This window comes from Streptomyces inusitatus (genome assembly GCF_014651115.1).
Lineage (GTDB): Bacteria > Actinomycetota > Actinomycetes > Streptomycetales > Streptomycetaceae > Streptomyces > Streptomyces amakusaensis.
In genome coordinates, this window is record NZ_BMWG01000009.1 from 203,049 (window position 1) to 219,226 (window position 16,178).

The 16,178-nt window shown below is 73.3% G+C and carries 16 protein-coding genes; 6 read left to right on the forward strand and 10 right to left on the reverse strand.

What is annotated here, in order from left to right; translation table 11 throughout:
- The first annotated feature begins 107 nt into the window (after positions 1–107).
- Positions 108–674, forward strand: coding sequence for a hypothetical protein (locus IE247_RS17005; RefSeq protein WP_190123976.1), 567 nt, complete (start codon positions 108–110; stop codon positions 672–674).
- A gap of 71 nt (positions 675–745) precedes the next feature.
- On the opposite strand, the gene IE247_RS17010 is transcribed toward IE247_RS17005, so the two are convergent.
- Positions 746–1,435 (reverse strand): hypothetical protein, encoded by a 690-nt coding sequence (locus IE247_RS17010; RefSeq protein ID WP_190123977.1) that lies wholly within the window; start codon positions 1,433–1,435, stop codon positions 746–748.
- 323 nt (positions 1,436–1,758) lie between these two features.
- Here IE247_RS17010 and IE247_RS17015 point away from each other — a divergent pair, with 323 nt between their 5' ends.
- Positions 1,759–2,412: a class F sortase gene (locus IE247_RS17015; protein ID WP_190123978.1), complete on the forward strand. Its 654-nt coding sequence runs from the start codon at positions 1,759–1,761 to the stop codon at positions 2,410–2,412.
- A gap of 140 nt (positions 2,413–2,552) precedes the next feature.
- Complete coding sequence (gene bla / locus IE247_RS17020; protein ID WP_229869166.1) at positions 2,553–3,488, forward strand: class A beta-lactamase; 936 nt, start codon at positions 2,553–2,555, stop codon at positions 3,486–3,488.
- 63 nt (positions 3,489–3,551) lie between these two features.
- Here bla and IE247_RS17025 read toward each other — a convergent pair whose 3' ends face one another.
- On the reverse strand, positions 3,552–4,409 hold the full coding sequence (locus IE247_RS17025) for a polysaccharide deacetylase family protein (protein WP_190123980.1): 858 nt from the start codon (positions 4,407–4,409) through the stop codon (positions 3,552–3,554).
- A 130-nt stretch (positions 4,410–4,539) separates the two neighbouring features.
- The gene (locus IE247_RS17030; RefSeq protein ID WP_190123981.1) at positions 4,540–5,760 is read right to left on the reverse strand and encodes a CapA family protein; all 1,221 of its coding nucleotides are present in this window, start codon (positions 5,758–5,760) and stop codon (positions 4,540–4,542) included.
- 313 nt (positions 5,761–6,073) lie between these two features.
- On the opposite strand from IE247_RS17030, the gene IE247_RS17035 reads away from it, so the two are divergent.
- A complete protein-coding gene (locus IE247_RS17035; RefSeq protein ID WP_190123982.1) occupies positions 6,074–6,658 on the forward strand; it encodes a sigma-70 family RNA polymerase sigma factor in 585 nt (194 codons plus the stop codon).
- A 226-nt stretch (positions 6,659–6,884) separates the two neighbouring features.
- Positions 6,885–7,406, forward strand: a complete 522-nt coding sequence (locus IE247_RS17040; protein ID WP_229869167.1) for a hypothetical protein — start codon at positions 6,885–6,887, stop codon at positions 7,404–7,406.
- Between the two features lie 41 nt (positions 7,407–7,447).
- On the opposite strand, the gene IE247_RS17045 is transcribed toward IE247_RS17040, so the two are convergent.
- The 5 genes from IE247_RS17045 to IE247_RS17065 form a co-directional block, all read right to left on the reverse strand.
- The gene (locus tag IE247_RS17045) at positions 7,448–8,677 is read right to left on the reverse strand and encodes a histidine kinase (protein ID WP_190123983.1); all 1,230 of its coding nucleotides are present in this window, start codon (positions 8,675–8,677) and stop codon (positions 7,448–7,450) included.
- The gene (locus IE247_RS17050) at positions 8,674–10,422 is read right to left on the reverse strand and encodes a sodium/solute symporter (RefSeq protein ID WP_190123984.1); all 1,749 of its coding nucleotides are present in this window, start codon (positions 10,420–10,422) and stop codon (positions 8,674–8,676) included. Before IE247_RS17050 ends, IE247_RS17045 begins: the two co-directional genes overlap by 4 nt.
- A gap of 41 nt (positions 10,423–10,463) precedes the next feature.
- Positions 10,464–10,844, reverse strand: a complete 381-nt coding sequence (locus IE247_RS17055; protein ID WP_190123985.1) for a DUF485 domain-containing protein — start codon at positions 10,842–10,844, stop codon at positions 10,464–10,466.
- Between the two features lie 100 nt (positions 10,845–10,944).
- A complete protein-coding gene (locus IE247_RS17060; protein ID WP_190123986.1) occupies positions 10,945–11,214 on the reverse strand; it encodes a hypothetical protein in 270 nt (89 codons plus the stop codon).
- Positions 11,215–11,419: 205 nt separating this feature from the next.
- Complete coding sequence (locus IE247_RS17065) at positions 11,420–12,205, reverse strand: LytR/AlgR family response regulator transcription factor (RefSeq protein WP_190123987.1); 786 nt, start codon at positions 12,203–12,205, stop codon at positions 11,420–11,422.
- 149 nt (positions 12,206–12,354) lie between these two features.
- Between IE247_RS17065 and IE247_RS17070 the strand changes: the two genes are divergently transcribed.
- On the forward strand, positions 12,355–13,800 hold the full coding sequence (locus IE247_RS17070; RefSeq protein WP_190123988.1) for an FG-GAP-like repeat-containing protein: 1,446 nt from the start codon (positions 12,355–12,357) through the stop codon (positions 13,798–13,800).
- A 27-nt stretch (positions 13,801–13,827) separates the two neighbouring features.
- On the opposite strand, the gene IE247_RS17075 is transcribed toward IE247_RS17070, so the two are convergent.
- Both IE247_RS17075 and IE247_RS17080 read right to left on the reverse strand, forming a co-directional pair.
- Entirely contained in the window at positions 13,828–14,700 is an 873-nt protein-coding gene (locus IE247_RS17075; protein WP_190123989.1) for an Fpg/Nei family DNA glycosylase, read from the reverse strand.
- A 37-nt stretch (positions 14,701–14,737) separates the two neighbouring features.
- The gene (locus IE247_RS17080; RefSeq protein ID WP_190123990.1) at positions 14,738–16,084 is read right to left on the reverse strand and encodes a wax ester/triacylglycerol synthase family O-acyltransferase; all 1,347 of its coding nucleotides are present in this window, start codon (positions 16,082–16,084) and stop codon (positions 14,738–14,740) included.
- Positions 16,085–16,178: the final 94 nt, after the last annotated feature.

Consider the following 16,178-nt stretch of genomic DNA (forward strand, 5'->3'; position numbering starts at 1 on the left):
GCGGGCCCGCGGCGGCGCTCTTAGCGTTCCGGATATCGAGGGGCATTCCCTGTCTTGTGTGGAAATCGGTTCCGCGACAGCTCCTCGGGGAACCCGGAGGACTCACCATGCGCGCGATATGTGCCGCGTCCGCCGCCGCGCTGGGAGCGGCGGCCCTCGCCCTGGCCGCTCCCGCCGCCACCGCGGCCGACGGAAAGGCATCGCCCCTCTTCACCGTCAGCCCCTCGACCGTGACGCCGGGCGGGCGGGTCTTCCTCTCCGCGAGCGGGTGCGAGACCACGGCCACCGCGTCGTCCGGGGTCTTCGAAGCCGTGACCATCCAGCCCGGGACCTCGTCGGTCGTCACCGTGGCCGCCGGGGCACGGCCCGGGACCCAGCACTCGGTCCAGTTCACCTGCGGGAGCCGGCGCGGCTCGTTCAATCTCACCATCGCGGGCGGCAGCTCGACCCCGACCGTCAGCTCCACCGTGAGCGCCGTTCCCGCCTCGACCGTCCGCGCCACACCCGGCTCCAGCGCCCCGGCCACTCCGCGGGGCGTCAGGGGCGGGCTCGGCGGCAGCGTCGGGGAGATGGACACCTGGGACATCGTGATCGGCGCGGCGCTGGTGCTGGCCGCGTCCGGCGGGGCCGTACTCGCCGTCCGCAGACGGCCCGCGGACGACCACCGGCACTGACCGGCGCCGACCGCCCCTCACAGCCACCGGCCTTCGCCCCGGTTCCCGGCCGGGAACCGGGGCGAAGCGGCCTAGACGCGTCCGCCGACCGTGCGGCGACGGCGGGCGATGAAGAGGGTTCCGCCGACGGCGGCCGTGGTGACGAGGCCCGCGCCGACGGCCATCTCGGCCGAGGTGGGGCCCATAGAGCCGCCGAGGCCGCCATGGGTGCCGCGGCCGGAGAGCACGGTGAACCGCGCGGTCTCCACCTGCGAGTCGCTCTGGCAGCGGACCGCGAGATGGTAGCGGCCGGGTGAGGCGTGGTCGTGGATCCGCGCGCCGACGCTGAGGGAGTTCCCCCGGTTGTCCCGGCCGTCGCCCCGGTCCTCGCCCCGCGCGTCGCCGCCGCGCGCGTCGCCCCGGTTCTCACCCCGGTTCTCACCCCGGTTGTCGCCGCCCCGGTTCTCGCCGCCCCGGTCCTCCTCGCGGTTCTCCCGGCCGTCCCCCCGGTCCTCGCCCCGGTCGTCCCCTCGGCCGCCCTCGCGGTTCTCTCCCCGGTGCAGGCTGATGCGCGGGAAGGCGTTGGACGTGATGGTGCCCCCGCGTCCACAGCCGCGCACGGTGATCGTGAGAGTGGCGCCCTGATGGACGGCGTGCGGACTGACGGAGACATGAAGCGATTCATGTTCCTGACTGTCGCCGCCCGCGGCGGCCACCGGGGCGGACAGCCCTACGGCAGCGCACGCGGCGGCGGCCACTGCGAGAGCGCGTGAAGCACGCATCGTGAACCTCCAGAGGAAGACGCACCGAAGCGGCGCTCCGGGGATTCGACGAGTACGCCTTCCATGACGAACCCTCACTGGGCCCGACATTCCCCGCATTTCGGCGCTGGTCCACCCCAGTGAGACGACACACCGGCGACACGCCGAAGCGATCTGACGGAGGCGCAGGTCATGGACGTTTCGGGGATTCTGTCCGGCCGATGACACGGATGGACCACCCCGAGTGGCCGACGCCACCCGTTCGCCCTTCCCTTCTCGCCGCTCCCCCGTCGCTCGCCTAGCGTGCCCCCTGGACGCCAGGGAAATAGGACAAAAGGAGAATCATGGGCGAGGGGTACCCCGACTCGAAGTCACGCGGACGTTCGCCCTGGGGGGTGCTGGCCCTGGTGATGCTGACCGGGATCGCGCTGATGAAGGACGGCGTCGATGTCTCGCTCGGCCCTCCGCAGCCCGCCGCCGCGGCCTCCCTCGGCCGTACGGCGGGGGAGACCTTCGCCCCGCTGGTCCCCCCGAAGTCCATGGACTTCGCCCCCGCCGAGCGGATCCGTGTCCCCGCCCTCTCGATCGACGCTCCGATCATGGACGTCGGTCTGGACGCCGACGGCTGGATCGAGGCCCCGCCGGCGAAGGATCCCAATATCGCGGGCTGGTACCAGAACGGCATCGCCCCCGGCCAGCGCGGCACCTCGGTCGTCGTGGGCCATGTCGACAACCGCTCGGGGCCCGCCGTGTTCTACGGCCTCGGCTCCGTCCGCAGGGGCGACCGGATCGAGGTGCCTCGGTTCGACGGCTCGGAGGCCGTCTTCGAGGTGTACGGGGTGGAGGTGTTCGCCAAGAACGACTTCCCCGCCGCCCAGGTCTACGGGGACACCGGTCACGCGGAACTCCGGGTGATCACCTGCGGCGGCGGCTATTCGAAGGCGGACGGCTACGAGGCGAACGTCGTCGTCTTCGCCCGGCTGGTCAAGGCCGGCTGACGGCCCCTCCCCCGGGTGCCTGAGTACGCGTACTCATGTCCCCGGGCCCTTCGTCGGCACAGACTGTGGGCTCACCGCGGACCGTCGAAGGAGTGAGCGTGAGGCGCGCCGAACAGCCTGGGCACCAGAGGGACGAACCCGTGACGGCATCGGACGGGGGACCCGTCCGACGGGCGGTCCTCGGTCTCGGCGCGGGAGCGGCGCTGACCCTCGGCGCGGGGTCGGCGGCTTCCGCCGCGCCCGGCCCCGGACCCCGGCCCGGTGCGAACCGCGAGGTCCGGCGGCGGCTGCGGGAGCTGGAGCGGACGCACGGCGGACGGCTCGGCGTCTTCGCCCGGAACACGGCCACCGGACGGACCGTGCGGTACCGGGCGGACGAGACCTTCCCGATGTGCTCGGTCTTCAAGACGCTCGCCGTGGCGGCCGTGCTGAGGGATCTGAACCAGGACGGCCGGTTCCTCGGCCGTCGCATCCGGTACACCAGGGAGTTCGTCGACACCTCGGGCGGCGGGCCGGTCACCGGCGAGCAGAAGAACGTCACGGGCGGCATGACGGTGTACGAGCTGTGCTCCGCCACCGTCAACCACAGCGACAACGCCGCCGCCAATCTGCTCCTCCGAGAGCTGGGCGGCCCGGGCGCCATCACCGCCTTCTGCCGCTCGATCGACGACCCGGTCACCCGCCTGGACCGCTGGGAGCCCGAGCTGAACTCGGCCGAGCCGGGCCGTACGACCGACACCACCAGCCCGTACGCCATCGCCCGGAGCTACGAACGGCTCGTCCTCGGCGACGCGCTCACCGGCGCGGCCCGCAGCCTGCTCACCGGCTGGCTCCTCACCAACACCACCGGCGGCAAGCGGCTCAGGGCCGGTGTCCCCGCCGACTGGGCCCTCGGCGACAAGACCGGATCCGGGCGTTACGGCGTCGCCAACGACGTGGGCGTCGCCTGGACCCCGGACGGCGTCCCGGTGGTGCTCTCGGTCCTCACCGCCAAGGACTCCGCCGACGCACCCTGGGACAACTCCCTGGTCGAGAGCGCCGCGAGACTGCTCACCACCGCGCTGACCAGCGACTGACCAGCGACTGACCACCGGCCGGCCGCCGACCGACCGGCCCGCGCGCGGCGGTTCAGCGGCGGTTCAGCGGCGCGGCACGGTGATCCGGTAGCCCTCCTCCAGCAGTTCTGGGAGGTAGTTGCGGATGGCGGCGACGCTCTGGGAGCGGTCGCCGCCCGCGTCGTGGGAGAGCACCACGACTCCGGGGGCCGCGCCGTCGAGTACCCGGCTGACGATGGTGCCGGTGCCGGGTTCGGTCCAGTCGAGGGTGTCGAGGGTCCAGGCGAGCGGTTCCATGCCCAGTTCGGCCCCGATCTCGAAGGAGTGCCGGTTCCACGCGCCGAAGGGGGCGCGGTACCAGAGCGGGGGGAGGCCGGTCACCTCTTCGATGACCTCGCTGGTACGGCCCAGTTCGGCGCGGATGCCGGACGGCGCGAGGCCGGGGATCAGCGGATGGGACCAGGAGTGGTTGCCGATCACATGGCCGTCGTCGGCGATCTCGCGCACCAGGTCGCGGTGGACGGTGGCCATCTCGCCGCAGAGGAAGAACATGGCGCGGACGTCGTACCGGCGGAGCGTGCGGAGGATGGCGGGGGTGTAGCGGGGGTCGGGCCCGTCGTCGAAGGTCAGGACCATGGTGCGGCCGGTGGACTCGGGCAGTCGGTGGAAGGGGCGGCGGCGCACCGGGGGCAGGGCCCTGCGCCGCCCCGGCAGCTGGGCGGTCATGGGCTCCAGCCGGTAGGCGGAGGCCCGTACGGCCTGTCCGGCGGCCATCGGGGGCCCGGCGGCCCCGGCCGCTCCCCCGGAGGCGGCGCCGGGGCGGGTGGCAGCCCCCGGGGTGGGCCCTTCGGGGAGCAGCAGGCCCGCCGTGGCGGCTGCGCCGAGGAACGCGGTGAAGCGGAGCACCGATCGGCGGTCCGGCGGTCTCTGATCCTTCGTCATGACCAACAGCTCGCACGGTGTTCGCGCCAGAATGATGATCAACACGCGCCGGTGGACGAAAGCACCCGATGGGAGCAGTCGTGCGAAGGGCCCACTGCTGTGCGGCGGACCGGGTGGGGCGGGCGGTCGGTCAGCGGGTCGCCATGGTGAGTCCGTCGGCGGCCGCGCCCCGGCCGAGGACGGCGGCGGCGATGGACTCCTGGGTCTCCCGGTAGTCGTCCCGCTCCCCCTCGCGCTCCAGCGCGTCCGGCAGATTGACGAGCCGTCCGGTGGAGGTGTCGAACCACTGGGGGATGAATTCGGCCTTCCGGACCGTCCAGCGCCCGCCGGGCCGGGCGGGCGGCGCGAAAGTGAAGCGGCCGATGGAGCCCTGGTTGCCACGGGCGTCGTAGCCGCCCGTGTAGTCGAACATCGGCCCGGCGACCTGGTCGCCCATGCCGTAGATCACCCAGGTGCCGTTCACCTTCTCGTACGCCTGCGGGACATGGGCGTGGGTGCCGACGATCAGGTCGATGTCGGGGCGGCCCGCCGTCGTGGCGGCGGTGAGCGAGCGGGCCAGGGACAGCTGCCGCTCGTCGGGGTCGGTCTGCCACTCGGTGCCCCAGTGGAGGCTGGTGACGACCACGTCCGCCCCGGCCCTTCGGGCGGCGCGGGCGTCCGCGAGGATCTTCTCCTCGTCGAGCGGGCTGACCGCCCAGGGGCGGCCGTCGGGCAGTGGATAGTCGTTGGTGCCGTAGGTGTACGCGAGCTGGGCCACCTTCGCGTCGCCCGCCCTCAGCCATGCCGGGGTGTTCGCCTCGGCGGCGGTGCGGGCGGAGCCGTGGTGGGCGACGCCCGCCGCGTCCAGGGCGTCCAGGGTGCGGCGGATGCCCTCGGCCCCGTCGTCCAGGGAGTGGTTGGAGGCGGTGGAGCAGGCGTCGTAGCCGGTGGCGGCGAGGCCCGCCGCGACCTCGGGCGGGGAGGTGAAGGCGGGGTAGCCGCTGTAGTCGCCGTCCGCGCCGTACACGGTCTCCATGTGGCAGATCGCCACGTCGGCGGCGGAGACGACCGGGCGTACCGCCGCGAGCATGGGGGCGAAGTCGTAGCCGTCGCCGCCCGCGTCCGTCCGGGCCTGGTCGATGATCGAGTCGTGCGGGAGCACGTCTCCGCTGGCGACGAGGGTGAATTCGCGAGCGGGCGCGGGTTCGGCGGCGGCGGGCGGGGAGGAGCGGCGCGCGGAGGAGTCGGCCTGCCGTCCGGGGCCCGCGCAGGCGGTGGCCGCGAGGAGCGCGGCGGCGGTGAGGGCGGCGGCCCTCCGGCGGGCGCGCGGTGAACGGCTTCGTCGTAGCTGCCGGATCGGCTGCCGTGCCATGGGGACTCCCAATCGGTGCAATTCACATTAAATATGACCATGTGAATGCACAGCGCCGAGGGTACGGAGTCAAGCGACACAGCCGCCACGGTCACTGAAACGGACCTCAACCATCCATTTCACTGCCGCTCGACGGCCCGTTCCCCGGCCGTCCCGATCCGGCCAACCGTTCGGCGCACCATTCGCCGCTCCACCGCGACCGCTCGCCGACGGCCCGGCGAGCCCGTCTGTCCCCGAGCGCCCCGATGCGTTCGGATACGCCCCAGACCAGTGAGCCAGGTAACAGCGACTCCGCGCGAAAGGATGTTTGGCCATGGCGACCGCGACAGCGCCCGCGCCCGCTTCAGCGACCACAGCCGAGCGGACCACCGACGAGCAGACCATGGCGGAGGTCCAGCGCGAGCACGGCCCCGCGCTGCTCAGCTTCCTCCAGGGGCTGACCTACGGCGACCAGCAGCGCGCCGAGGATCTGCTTCAGGAGACGCTCGTCCGCGCCTGGCAGCACCCCGAGGCGTTCCGCCGCCCGTACGAGTCCATGCGGCCCTGGCTCTTCACCGTCGGCCGGCGGCTGGCGATCGACGCGCGCCGCTCCCGGCTGGCCCGCCCCGCCGAGATCGGCGACGGAGCGCTGGCCGCCACCCCGGACCCCGCCGACCCCGCCGAGAAGGCCGTCGCAGCGCTCGACGTCCGCGCGGCGGTCGACTCCCTGAGCCCCGAGCACCGGGCGGTGCTGATCAGCGTCTACTTCCACGGGCTGAGCGTCAGCGAGGCCGCCGAGGCGCTCGGCATACCGCCCGGCACGGTCAAGTCGCGCTCGCACTACGCCCTGCGCGCCCTCTCCCGGTCGCTGCCCGGCTACGCGCGCCCGCACCGCTCCCCCCGGCACGGACGGGCATGAGCGCGAGCGGCCCCGCACCCGCCCGGCGGCTCCGTCACCGGCGCCCCGGACATCCCGCCCGTACCCCCCTCCCCCTCGGGCCACGGAAACGGCGCGGTCCCGGGCGAATCGACACGCCGAAGTTGGGTAAAGACCCGCCGCGAACCATGCCAGTCGGAGGAGGCTCGTCTCTGGGCGCGAGACGACGAGGCCCGTACGAGCACGCGCACGGAAGAAGGTGGGACGGGTGCACCCCGAGGGTACGGACGGCACCGGCGGTGGCGCGCCGGCGATCCCCATGGCGTGGTTCTGCGCCGAATACGTGGCGGACGAGATGCTCCGCACCGGAGCGCTCGTGGAGGGGGGATCGCTCGAATACCGGGCGGGCCGGGAGACGCTGGCCCTGACCATCTACCTCTGCGACACCTCCGACGAACTCGCCGGTGTCCGCGCGATGTCCAGGATCGAGGAGTGGCTGACCCTCACCTCCTACGGCCATCCCTGGTCGGACTGGGTACGGGAGCGCATGGCCGCCCGGGAGGAGTCCGAGCGGGACCTCGACGGCGGGTACGACCCCGATCTCGCGTTCGCCCGGGAGTCGTGGCGGTGGCTGCGCGCCACCGAGCTGCTCGCCACCGACCTCGGCGACGAGGAGCCCTGGCACCCGGCGGTGCCGCTCGACGCCCATGTGGACGAGTACGAGCAGATCTGGACACCGGCCTGGCAGCTGGGACTGCCGCTGAGCCATCTCGCCATCCATCTCTTCTGACTCTTCGGACGCCGAAGGAGACCGCCGGGACCGGCCCGCTCTCAGTCCGCTCCGCCCGGTCCCCGGCAGCCGGGCGAGGAGTGCACCCCTGCGCGGTACTTGGGCACCCTCACCGTGATCTTCATCCCCGCCCCGACGCCCGTCTCGATCACCAGCCCGTGATCGTCCCCGTACACCTGGCGCAGCCGCTCGTCCACATTGGACAGGCCGATGCCCGAGGAACCGGTCCGCTCCCCCGCGAGAATCCGGCGGAGCACGGCCGGGTCCATGCCCACCCCGGAGTCCTCGATGGTCACCATGGCCTCCGCCCCGGCGTCCTGGGCCGCGATGGTGATGCGGCAGACGCCCGGGGAGTCCTCCAGCCCGTGTTTGACGGCGTTCTCCACGAGCGGTTGCAGACAGAGGAACGGCAGGGCCACCGGCAGCACCTCCGGAGCGATCTGGAGGGTGAGCTTCAGCCGGTCGCCGAAGCGGGCCCCGGCGAGCGCCAGATACTGCTCGATCGAGCGCAGTTCGTCGGCGAGCGTGGTGAACTCGCCGTGTCTGCGGAACGAGTAGCGGGTGAAGTCGGCGAACTCCAGCAGCAGCTCCCGCGCCCGCTCCGGGTCGGTGCGGACGAACGAGGCGATCGCGGCGAGCGAGTTGAAGATGAAGTGCGGGGAGATCTGGGCGCGCAGGGCCCTGATCTCGGCCTCGATCAGCCGGGTCCTGGAACGGTCGAGTTCGGCCAGCTCCAGCTGTACGGAGACCCAGCGGGCCACCTCGGTGGCCGCCCTGACCAGCACCGCCGACTCGCGTGAGCCATGGGCGACGAGCGCGCCGAGTACCCCCTCCTCGCCGGTCAGCGGCGCGATGACGGCCCACCGCAGCGGGCACTGCGGATCCTCGCACTCGCTCTGCACGCTCTGGCTGCGGCCGGAGTCGAGCATCTGCGCCACCCTCGCCATGACCAGCTGTTCGTGGTGGTCCCGGCCCGGTCCGTCCCAGGCCAGCACGGACCGGCGGTCAGCGAGGCACAGCGCCTCGGTGCCGAGCAGGGGGCGCAGCCGGCGGACGGCCTTGCGCGCGGTGTCCTCGGTGAGCCCGGCGCGCAGCGGGGGCGCGGCGAGGGAGGCGGTGTGCAGGGTGTGGAAGGTGGCGCGTTCGACGGGGGTGCCGAGGTCGAGGTCGGGTCCGGCGGCGCGCCGCTCCAGCACTCTGCCGAGGAGGACTCCGGCGACGAGCAGGACCAGTCCGGCGGCGGTCAGCGCCGCGATCGCCGTGCCTGTCATCGTCCCGCTCCTTCTGGTCTTTCCGGTCCTTCTGGCCGGTGACGGCCGGTGAGATCTTCCGGGAGGTGGAGTCTGGCGAGGGTCGCGTCCACGCCGGGCGGCAGTCTGCGCGCGGTGGCCAGCGAGACGGCGATCATGGTGAGAAAGCCCAGCGGCACCGACCAGACGGCGGGCCAGGCCATCAGGGTGTGGGCCCAGCCCTCGGGGGCGATTCCGGCCCGGGTCGCCATCACGGCGGTGAGCGCGGATCCGCCGCCGACGATGAGGCCCGCCACGGCTCCCGGCGGGGTGAGCCGCCGCCACCAGATGCCGAGCACCAGCAGCGGGCAGAAGGAGGAGGCGGAGACGGCGAACGCGAGCCCGACCGCGTCGGCGACCGGCACATGGGTGGCGACGACGCTGACGGCGAGCGGCACCGCCATCGCGAGCAGGGTCGCCAGCCGGAAGTGGCGTACCCCGCGCGAGGGCAGCACGTCCTGCGAGATGACTCCGGCGACCGACATGGTCAGCCCGGAGGCGGTGGACAGGAACGCGGCGAACGCGCCAGCCGCCAGCAGCGCGCCGAGGAGTTCGCCCGCCGTCCCGCCGATGATCCGTTCGGGCAGGACGAGCACGGCGGCGTCCGCGTCTCCGGTGAGGGCCAGCTCGGGGGCGTATATCCGGCCCAGCGCGCCGTAGACGGGCGGCAGCAGATAGAAGACGCCGACCATGCCGAGGACCGCGAGGATGGTGCGCCGGGCGGCGCGGCCGTCGGGGCTGGTGTAGAAGCGGACGGCGACGTGCGGCAGTCCCATCGTGCCGAGGAAGGTCGCGAGGATCAGTCCGTAGGTGGCGTACAGGCCGTGGCCGTCCCCGGCCGACAGCGGCTGGGACCAGCTCGCCGGGTCGGCCTCCGAGGTGACACGGGTGGGCACCCGCGCGCCGGCGGGCAGGCCGAGCACGGTTCCCGCTCCGACGCGGTGGCCGCCCTCGGCGAGGGTGAGGGCGCGCCCGTGGTGCTCCTGGCCGTCGACCGAGCCGGAGACGGTGAGGGTGAGGGGGCGGTCGAGTTCGATGCGTACGGTGTCGTCGATCCGCACCTCGGTGTGCTCGCGCAGAACGGCGGGGGCGTCGAAGCGGGCGCGCGGCGCGTCGTCGCCGGTCCAGGCGGCGATCAGGAAGAGGGCGGGGACCAGGAGCGCGGTGAGTTTGAGCCAGTACTGGAAGGCCTGGACGAAGGTGATGCTGCGCATGCCGCCCGCCGCGACCGCCCCGGCCACGACCAGGGCGACGATCACGCCGCCCGCCCAGCCGGGCGCGCCGGTGAGGATCTCCAGGGTCAGTCCCGCGCCCTGGAGCTGCGGCAGCAGATACAGCCAGCCGATCCCGACGACGAAGAGGCTGGCGATCCGGCGGGCGGCGGCGGATTCGAGCCGGGCCTCGGCGAAGTCGGAGAGGGTGTAGGCCCCGGAGCGGCGCAGCGGGGCGGCGACCAGGACCAGCAGGACAAGATAGCCGGCGGTGTAGCCGACGGGGTACCAGAGCATGTCCGGGCCCTGGAGCAGGACCAGTCCCGCGATGCCGAGGAAGGAGGCGGCGGAGAGGTACTCGCCGCTGATGGCGGCGGCGTTGAGGCCGGGGTTGACGGTGCGGGAGGCGACGTAGAAGTCGGAGGTGGTACGGGATATTCGCAGGCCGAGCCCGCCGATGAGGAGGGTGGCGAGGACCACGGCGGCGACGGCGGTCACCGCGTACGCCTGGTTCACCGGCGGTCGCCGCCTTCGGGCCGGTGGGTGCGGTGCATGGGTCAGCGCCCTTCGACGAGCCCGAGGAAGTCGCGCTCGTTGCGCTCGGCCCGGCGGACGTACCAGCGGGCGGTGAGCCACATCAGGGGGTGGACGGCGACGCCGAGGGCCGCCCAGAGCACCGCGCCGGACGCCGGGGAGCCGTCGTCGAAGGCCGCCGGGAGGGCGAAGAAGAGGGGGAGTGTGCCGACGAGGAGGGCGAGCGAGGCGAGGGCGCAGAGCGCCGTGCGGAGCTGACTGCGCATCAGGGAGCGGACGTAGGTGGTGCCGAGGGTGGTGTGTTCGGTGATCTCGGACCTGGCGTGGGCGTGGCCCGGGGCCCGTCCGGCGGCGCGGGGCACACCGGTGACCACCTCGCGGCGGGGGCGTTGTTCCGCAGACATCGTCCGTCCGCTCCAGCGTCTCTCGGCGGTTCTTCCCGGGGGGGCTCCCGGGGCATGGGGGAGTCTACGCAGGGGATTCGCCGGGGGCGGAAGACCCGGTTCAGTGCCGGGGCGGCGGGGAGCAGGCGCTCAGCGCGATCTCCAGCTCGACATAGGACTCCTCGGCCCGCCGGAAGGCGACCGCGAGCGCGGCCTCGGCGCGGGGGCCGACGAGCCCCTGGGCGGATTCATGGATCTCGTAGAGCACATCGGCCCAGCGCCCGGCGGCACTTCTGACGCGGGTCAGCAGGGCTTCGACGTCATGGGCTCCGGACACCCTGGTCGCCGGCAGGTTCCGGAGTTCCTCCAGCAGCGCTTCGATGTCGGTCATCGGACCCCTCACTCCCTGATCAAGGCTATGCCTCCGGCGAGTCGGCGCACGGCGAATGGGCCGGGCGGCTCGGCCGACGGGGGACGCCGGTCGCCGGGCGGGTGTACGGGGTGGTGAACGGCGGCCGGGGCGCGGTGAGCGGTCGCCGCTCCGCGACGAACGGCGACCGGCGACCGGCGGGCGGCGTCCGGCGGCCGGCGGCCGGTCAGCTCCGGGGGTGGCGCATCAGCAGCTCCCTCAGCTGCCGGGAGTGCCGGCGGCTGACGGCCAGTTCCGCCGTGCCCACCCGTACGGTGGTCGTGCCCGCGTCCAGGCGGAGTTCGTCGATCCGGGCGAGGGCGACGAGATGGCTGCGGTGGATGCGGACGAAGCCGCGCGAGGCCCAGCGCTCCTCCAGGGTGGAGAGCGGGATCCGGACCAGATGGCTGCCGTTCTCGGTGTGCAGCCGGGCGTAGTCGCCCTGGGCCTCGACATAGGTGACGGCGTCGATCGGGATGAAGCGGGTCACCCCGCCCAGTTCGACGGGTATCTGCTCGGCGGCGCTGTGCACCGGTGCGGTGACCTGCGGCTCGGCACGCGGCGGGCGGGGCTCGCGCGCCGCTCCGACGAGATCCCCGGCCCGCCGCACCGCTTCGGCGAGCCGCTCCCTGCGGACCGGCTTGAGCACATAGTCGACGGCCTTGAGGTCGAAGGCCCGGACGGCGAAGCCCTCGTGGGCGGTGACGAAGACGATCAGCGGCGGTTCGCTGAAGCGGGCGAGCAGCCGGGCGACGTCGAGCCCGGTGAGCCCGGCCATGTGGATGTCGAGGAAGACGACGTCGATCCCCTCGTCGCCGTCGGGCCCCGCGTCGAGGGCGTGGCTGATGCGGCGCAGGGCCTCGGTGGCGTCGGTGGCCCCTTCGGCACGGCTGATCCGGGGGTCCGACCGCAGCAGATAGAGCAGTTCCTCAAGTGCCGGTCTCTCGTCGTCCACGGCCAGTACGCGCAGCATGGTGCGGAGTCTAGGTCGTCTCTTCACGGTCCCGCCCTTTTGGATTCCGTACAACCTCCGGGGGCTCTCGGCGGTCACATCCGGACAAGGGCTTCTCCGGCGGCCGCCGAGGCGTCCGCCACCACAGCGCAGGAAGAATGAAGACACCTATGCGACAGCACCTCCGCACCACCATCGCGACCGCCGTGTCCGCCGCTCTCGTCGGCGGACTGATCCTCGCCTCGGGAGGCGGGGCCGTCGCCGCGCCGGCCGGGACGCCGGGCGACTTCAACGGCGACGGATACCGCGACCTCGCGATCGCCGCGCCGCTCGGGAAGGCCGGCGGGAAGGCGAACGCGGGGTACGTGGCCGTCGTCTACGGCACCAAGAACGGCCTCGACAAGTCCAAGCGCGCCATCATCAGCCAGGCCACCGAGGGCATTCCGGGGACGCCCGAGAACGGCGACCACTTCGGCGACCGTCTCACCACCGGCGACCTGGACGGTGACGGCTACACCGATCTCGTGGTCGGTGTGCACTCCGAGCGGATCGGGAGCACGGACTCCTCCGGCGTCCTCACCGTCGTCTGGGGCGGCCCGAAGGGGCTGAAGTCGGGCGTCGACCTCGCCTCGCCGCTGCCCGAGTACCGGAACGCGCTCGGCTGGAGCGTCGCCGCCGGTGACTTCGACGGGGACGGACGGACCGACCTCGCCGCCGTCAACAACTCCATGCCCACGCTGAACATCTTCAAGGGCCCGGTCTCCCGGTCCGGGAAGGCGGCGGGCCGGACCAATATCGACACCGACAACGAGACCGGCGTCAGCGCGGACCAGATCTTCGCGGGGAACGTCAACGGCGACGGCGCGGCCGACCTCCTGGTGATGGGCCAGCGGTCGAGCGGCGACAACTACCCGACAAGCGGTTTCCTGTACAAGGGGGGCAAGACCGGCCTCAAGAAGGCGGGCAGGGTCGCCGGGGGCTACGAGGCGGCCATGGCCGATGTCGACAAGGACGGCTTCGGCGACATCATCACCGGCAACTTCATGGAGAAGTCCGCCGACGAACCGAACGGCGGCCCCGGGGGCGCGATCACGGTGACCTACGGCAGCGCCGCCGGGCTGTCCACCCGTACCCCGGTCCGTATCACCCAGGACACCGCCAAGGTCCCCGGCACCGCCGCGAAGGGCGACCGCTTCGGCTGGAGCCTGTCCGCCGGTGACACCGACGGCGACGGGTACGCGGATGTCGCGATCGGCGCCATCGGCGAGGCCACCGGGAGCCTTCGGGCGACGGGCACGGTCACCGTGCTGCGCGGCTCTCGCGGCGGGCTGACCGGCACCGGCGCCAAGAGCTTCACGCAGAACACCGACAAGGTCCCCGGCGCCTCCGAGGCCCACGACCAGTTCGGCACCGCCGTCAGGCTCATGGACAGCGACAGGAACGGCCGCGCGGAGCTGGTCGTCGGCGCGTTCGCCGAGAACGACGGAGCGGGTTCGGTCTGGCTCTTCAAGTCCGACAAGAGCGGTGTCACCGCCACCGGTTCCACCTCGTTCGGCGCCGCCCAGGTCGGCGGGGCCGCCGGTCTTTCGTACTTCGGCGACGTGCTCGCGGGCTGAAGGCACCCGCCCGGCCGGGCGGTCGGGCTATTTGAGGAGGCGGGAGAGCCGGCGGTCGGCGAGCGGCCGGCCGCCGGTCTGGCAGGTGGGGCAGTACTGGAGCGAGGAATCGCTGAAGGAGACCTCACGGATGGTGTCGCCGCAGACCGGGCACGGTTCGCCGGTGCGGCCGTGGACGCGCAGCCCGCTCTTCTTCTCCGCCTTGAGCCGCCCGGCGGCCACTCCCCGGGAGCGGGCGACGGCCTCTTCCAGGGTGCCGCGCAGAGCCTCGTACAAGGCGGTGATCTCGTCCTCGGTGAGATTCCGCACGGGTTTGAACGGGGACATCCTCGCGGCGTGCAGGATCTCGTCGCTGTAGGCGTTGCCGATGCCCGCGATCAGACTCTGGTCGCGCAGCGCGCCCTTGATCTGCCGCCGCTCCCCCGCGAGGAGCGCGGCGAAGGCGTCCCGGTCGAATCCGGCGGCCAGCGGATCGGGGCCGAGGCGGGCGACGCCCGGGACTTCGGCGGGGTCGCGGACGAGATGGACGGCGAGGCGCTTGGCGGTACCGGCCTCGGTGAGGTCGAAGCCGCCGCCGGAGGCGAGGACGGTACGCAGGGCGAGCGGGCCCCTGCCGGGCCGGGGCGGCGCGGCGGGGAGTTCGTCCTGCCAGCGGAGCCAGCCCGCGCGGGCGAGATGGACGACCAGATGGAGGGCGTCCGGCGGTTCCCCGGCGGTGATGTCCAGCCATTTGCCGTGCCGGGCGACGGCGGTGACCCGGGTGCCCTCGACGGCGCTCAGCGGCGGGTCGTAGGTCTTGAGCACACTGATCGCCAGCGGCAGGACCCGGGCGATCCCCTGTCCCACGAGATGGCTGTCGAGAAACTCTCTGAGGGATTCCACTTCGGGCAGTTCGGGCATGCGTCCAGGGTGCCGTGGCGGCGGCGGGGGCGCAGGTTCACCGGGTCAGGCGGAGCAGTTCGGCGACCTCGTCGCCGAGGCCCTGGGCCAGCCGGTCCAGGTCCGGCACGGCCTTGCCGTCCGCAACCAGCCCCACATGCACCCGCCGCCCGTAGATCGTCAGCGCCACCGCCAGGGACTGCCCGCGCGCCAGCGGGGCCATCGGGTAGATCGCGCTCAGCGGACAGCCGCCCAGGGAGAGCGCCGAGCGCGGCAGCGGGACACTGGTCACGAGGACGTCGAAGAGGAGCCGGGCCGCGCCGCCCGCGAGCGGGGCGCCGAAGCGGTGCGCCAGCGGCGGGAGCTGGTCGGCCAGTACGGCGAGGGCCCCCGCGCCGCGCAGCGGGCCGGCCGCCCTGTTGCGGTCCATGGCGGTCCGGACGGCGTCCAGCCGTGCGCGCGGGTCGGGCTCGGTGACCGGCAGCTCCAGCAGATACGCCGAGAGCCGGTTGGCCGAGCCGGGCGGGGAGCCGGGGCGGCGGCGGGAGACCGGGACCAGGGCGCGCGGCCCGGGGGCGGGCAGCGGCTCGCCGCGCTCCGCCGCCCAGCGGCGGAGCGCACCGGCCACGACGGTGAGCAGTACGTCGTTGACCGTGCCCCCGGCCAGGTGGCGCACCCGCCGCACCTCCTCCAGTTCGAGCCGGGCGGTGCCCAGTCTGCGGGTGCCGCTGGGCCCGGCCGTGAGGGCGGGCAGCCCGCGCGGGTCGAGGCGGCTGGCCCGGACGATCGACGCGCCGACGCCGACGGCCCGCCCCAGGTCGTCGATCCGGTCGCGGGCGAAGCCGATGAGCCGTCTGGGGTCGGGGGCCCCGGGACCTTCGGGCGCGGTCCGCGTCCGGCGGAGGCGGGCGGCGCGCGGGGCGGCGATCTCGTCGAAGACGCCCGCGCCGATGTCGACGGCGCGCATTCCGTCGGCGAGGGCGTGATGGAGTTTGACGAGCACGGCGAACTCCCCGCCGGGGCGGCCCGTGAGCAGATGCATCTCCCAGGGCGGCAGGCCTCGTGGGAGCGGCCGTTCCATGAGTTCCCCGGCGACGGCGGCGGCCTCGGCGGCGAAGTCGCCGCCCGGCAGCCGCAGCCGGTGGACATGGCGTCGTACGTCGAATTCCTTGTCGGCCCGCCAGGCCGCGCCGCCGACCGGGAGCAGGACGTCCCGTACCCGCATGCGCAGCCGGCGGATCGCGGCGGTGCGGGTGGTCAGGAGTTCCAGTACATCGTCGTGGTGGCCGCCGCGGCAGCGGTCGGCCGGGGCGAAGAAGGCGAGCGCGCCGAGGTGCATGGGGTGCCCGTCGGACTCCAGATGCCAGAAGGCCAGGTCCAGGGGGGCGAGAAGCTCGCTGTTCACGGTGTCCTCATGTCCTCGGACGTCGCGTCCGGAGGGAACGGTGTCCGTCGATGCCGTCAGGAGGAATGTCCTATCGGGCCGGAGAACCGCAGTC

Coding starts and splice junctions, on each gene's coding strand:
- IE247_RS17025 (WP_190123980.1), bottom strand. CDS start 4,409: ATGACGAAGGATCAGAGACCGCCGGACCGCCGATCGGTGCTCCGCTTC.
- IE247_RS17010 (WP_190123977.1), bottom strand. CDS start 1,435: ATGCGTGCTTCACGCGCTCTCGCAGTGGCCGCCGCCGCGTGCGCTGCC.
- IE247_RS17005 (WP_190123976.1), top strand. CDS start 108: ATGCGCGCGATATGTGCCGCGTCCGCCGCCGCGCTGGGAGCGGCGGCC.
- IE247_RS17070 (WP_190123988.1), top strand. CDS start 12,355: ATGCGACAGCACCTCCGCACCACCATCGCGACCGCCGTGTCCGCCGCT.
- IE247_RS17060 (WP_190123986.1), bottom strand. CDS start 11,214: ATGACCGACATCGAAGCGCTGCTGGAGGAACTCCGGAACCTGCCGGCG.
- IE247_RS17015 (WP_190123978.1), top strand. CDS start 1,759: ATGGGCGAGGGGTACCCCGACTCGAAGTCACGCGGACGTTCGCCCTGG.
- IE247_RS17030 (WP_190123981.1), bottom strand. CDS start 5,760: ATGGCACGGCAGCCGATCCGGCAGCTACGACGAAGCCGTTCACCGCGC.
- IE247_RS17035 (WP_190123982.1), top strand. CDS start 6,074: ATGGCGACCGCGACAGCGCCCGCGCCCGCTTCAGCGACCACAGCCGAG.
- IE247_RS17065 (WP_190123987.1), bottom strand. CDS start 12,205: ATGCTGCGCGTACTGGCCGTGGACGACGAGAGACCGGCACTTGAGGAA.
- IE247_RS17075 (WP_190123989.1), bottom strand. CDS start 14,700: ATGCCCGAACTGCCCGAAGTGGAATCCCTCAGAGAGTTTCTCGACAGC.
- IE247_RS17055 (WP_190123985.1), bottom strand. CDS start 10,844: ATGTCTGCGGAACAACGCCCCCGCCGCGAGGTGGTCACCGGTGTGCCC.
- IE247_RS17045 (WP_190123983.1), bottom strand. CDS start 8,677: ATGACAGGCACGGCGATCGCGGCGCTGACCGCCGCCGGACTGGTCCTG.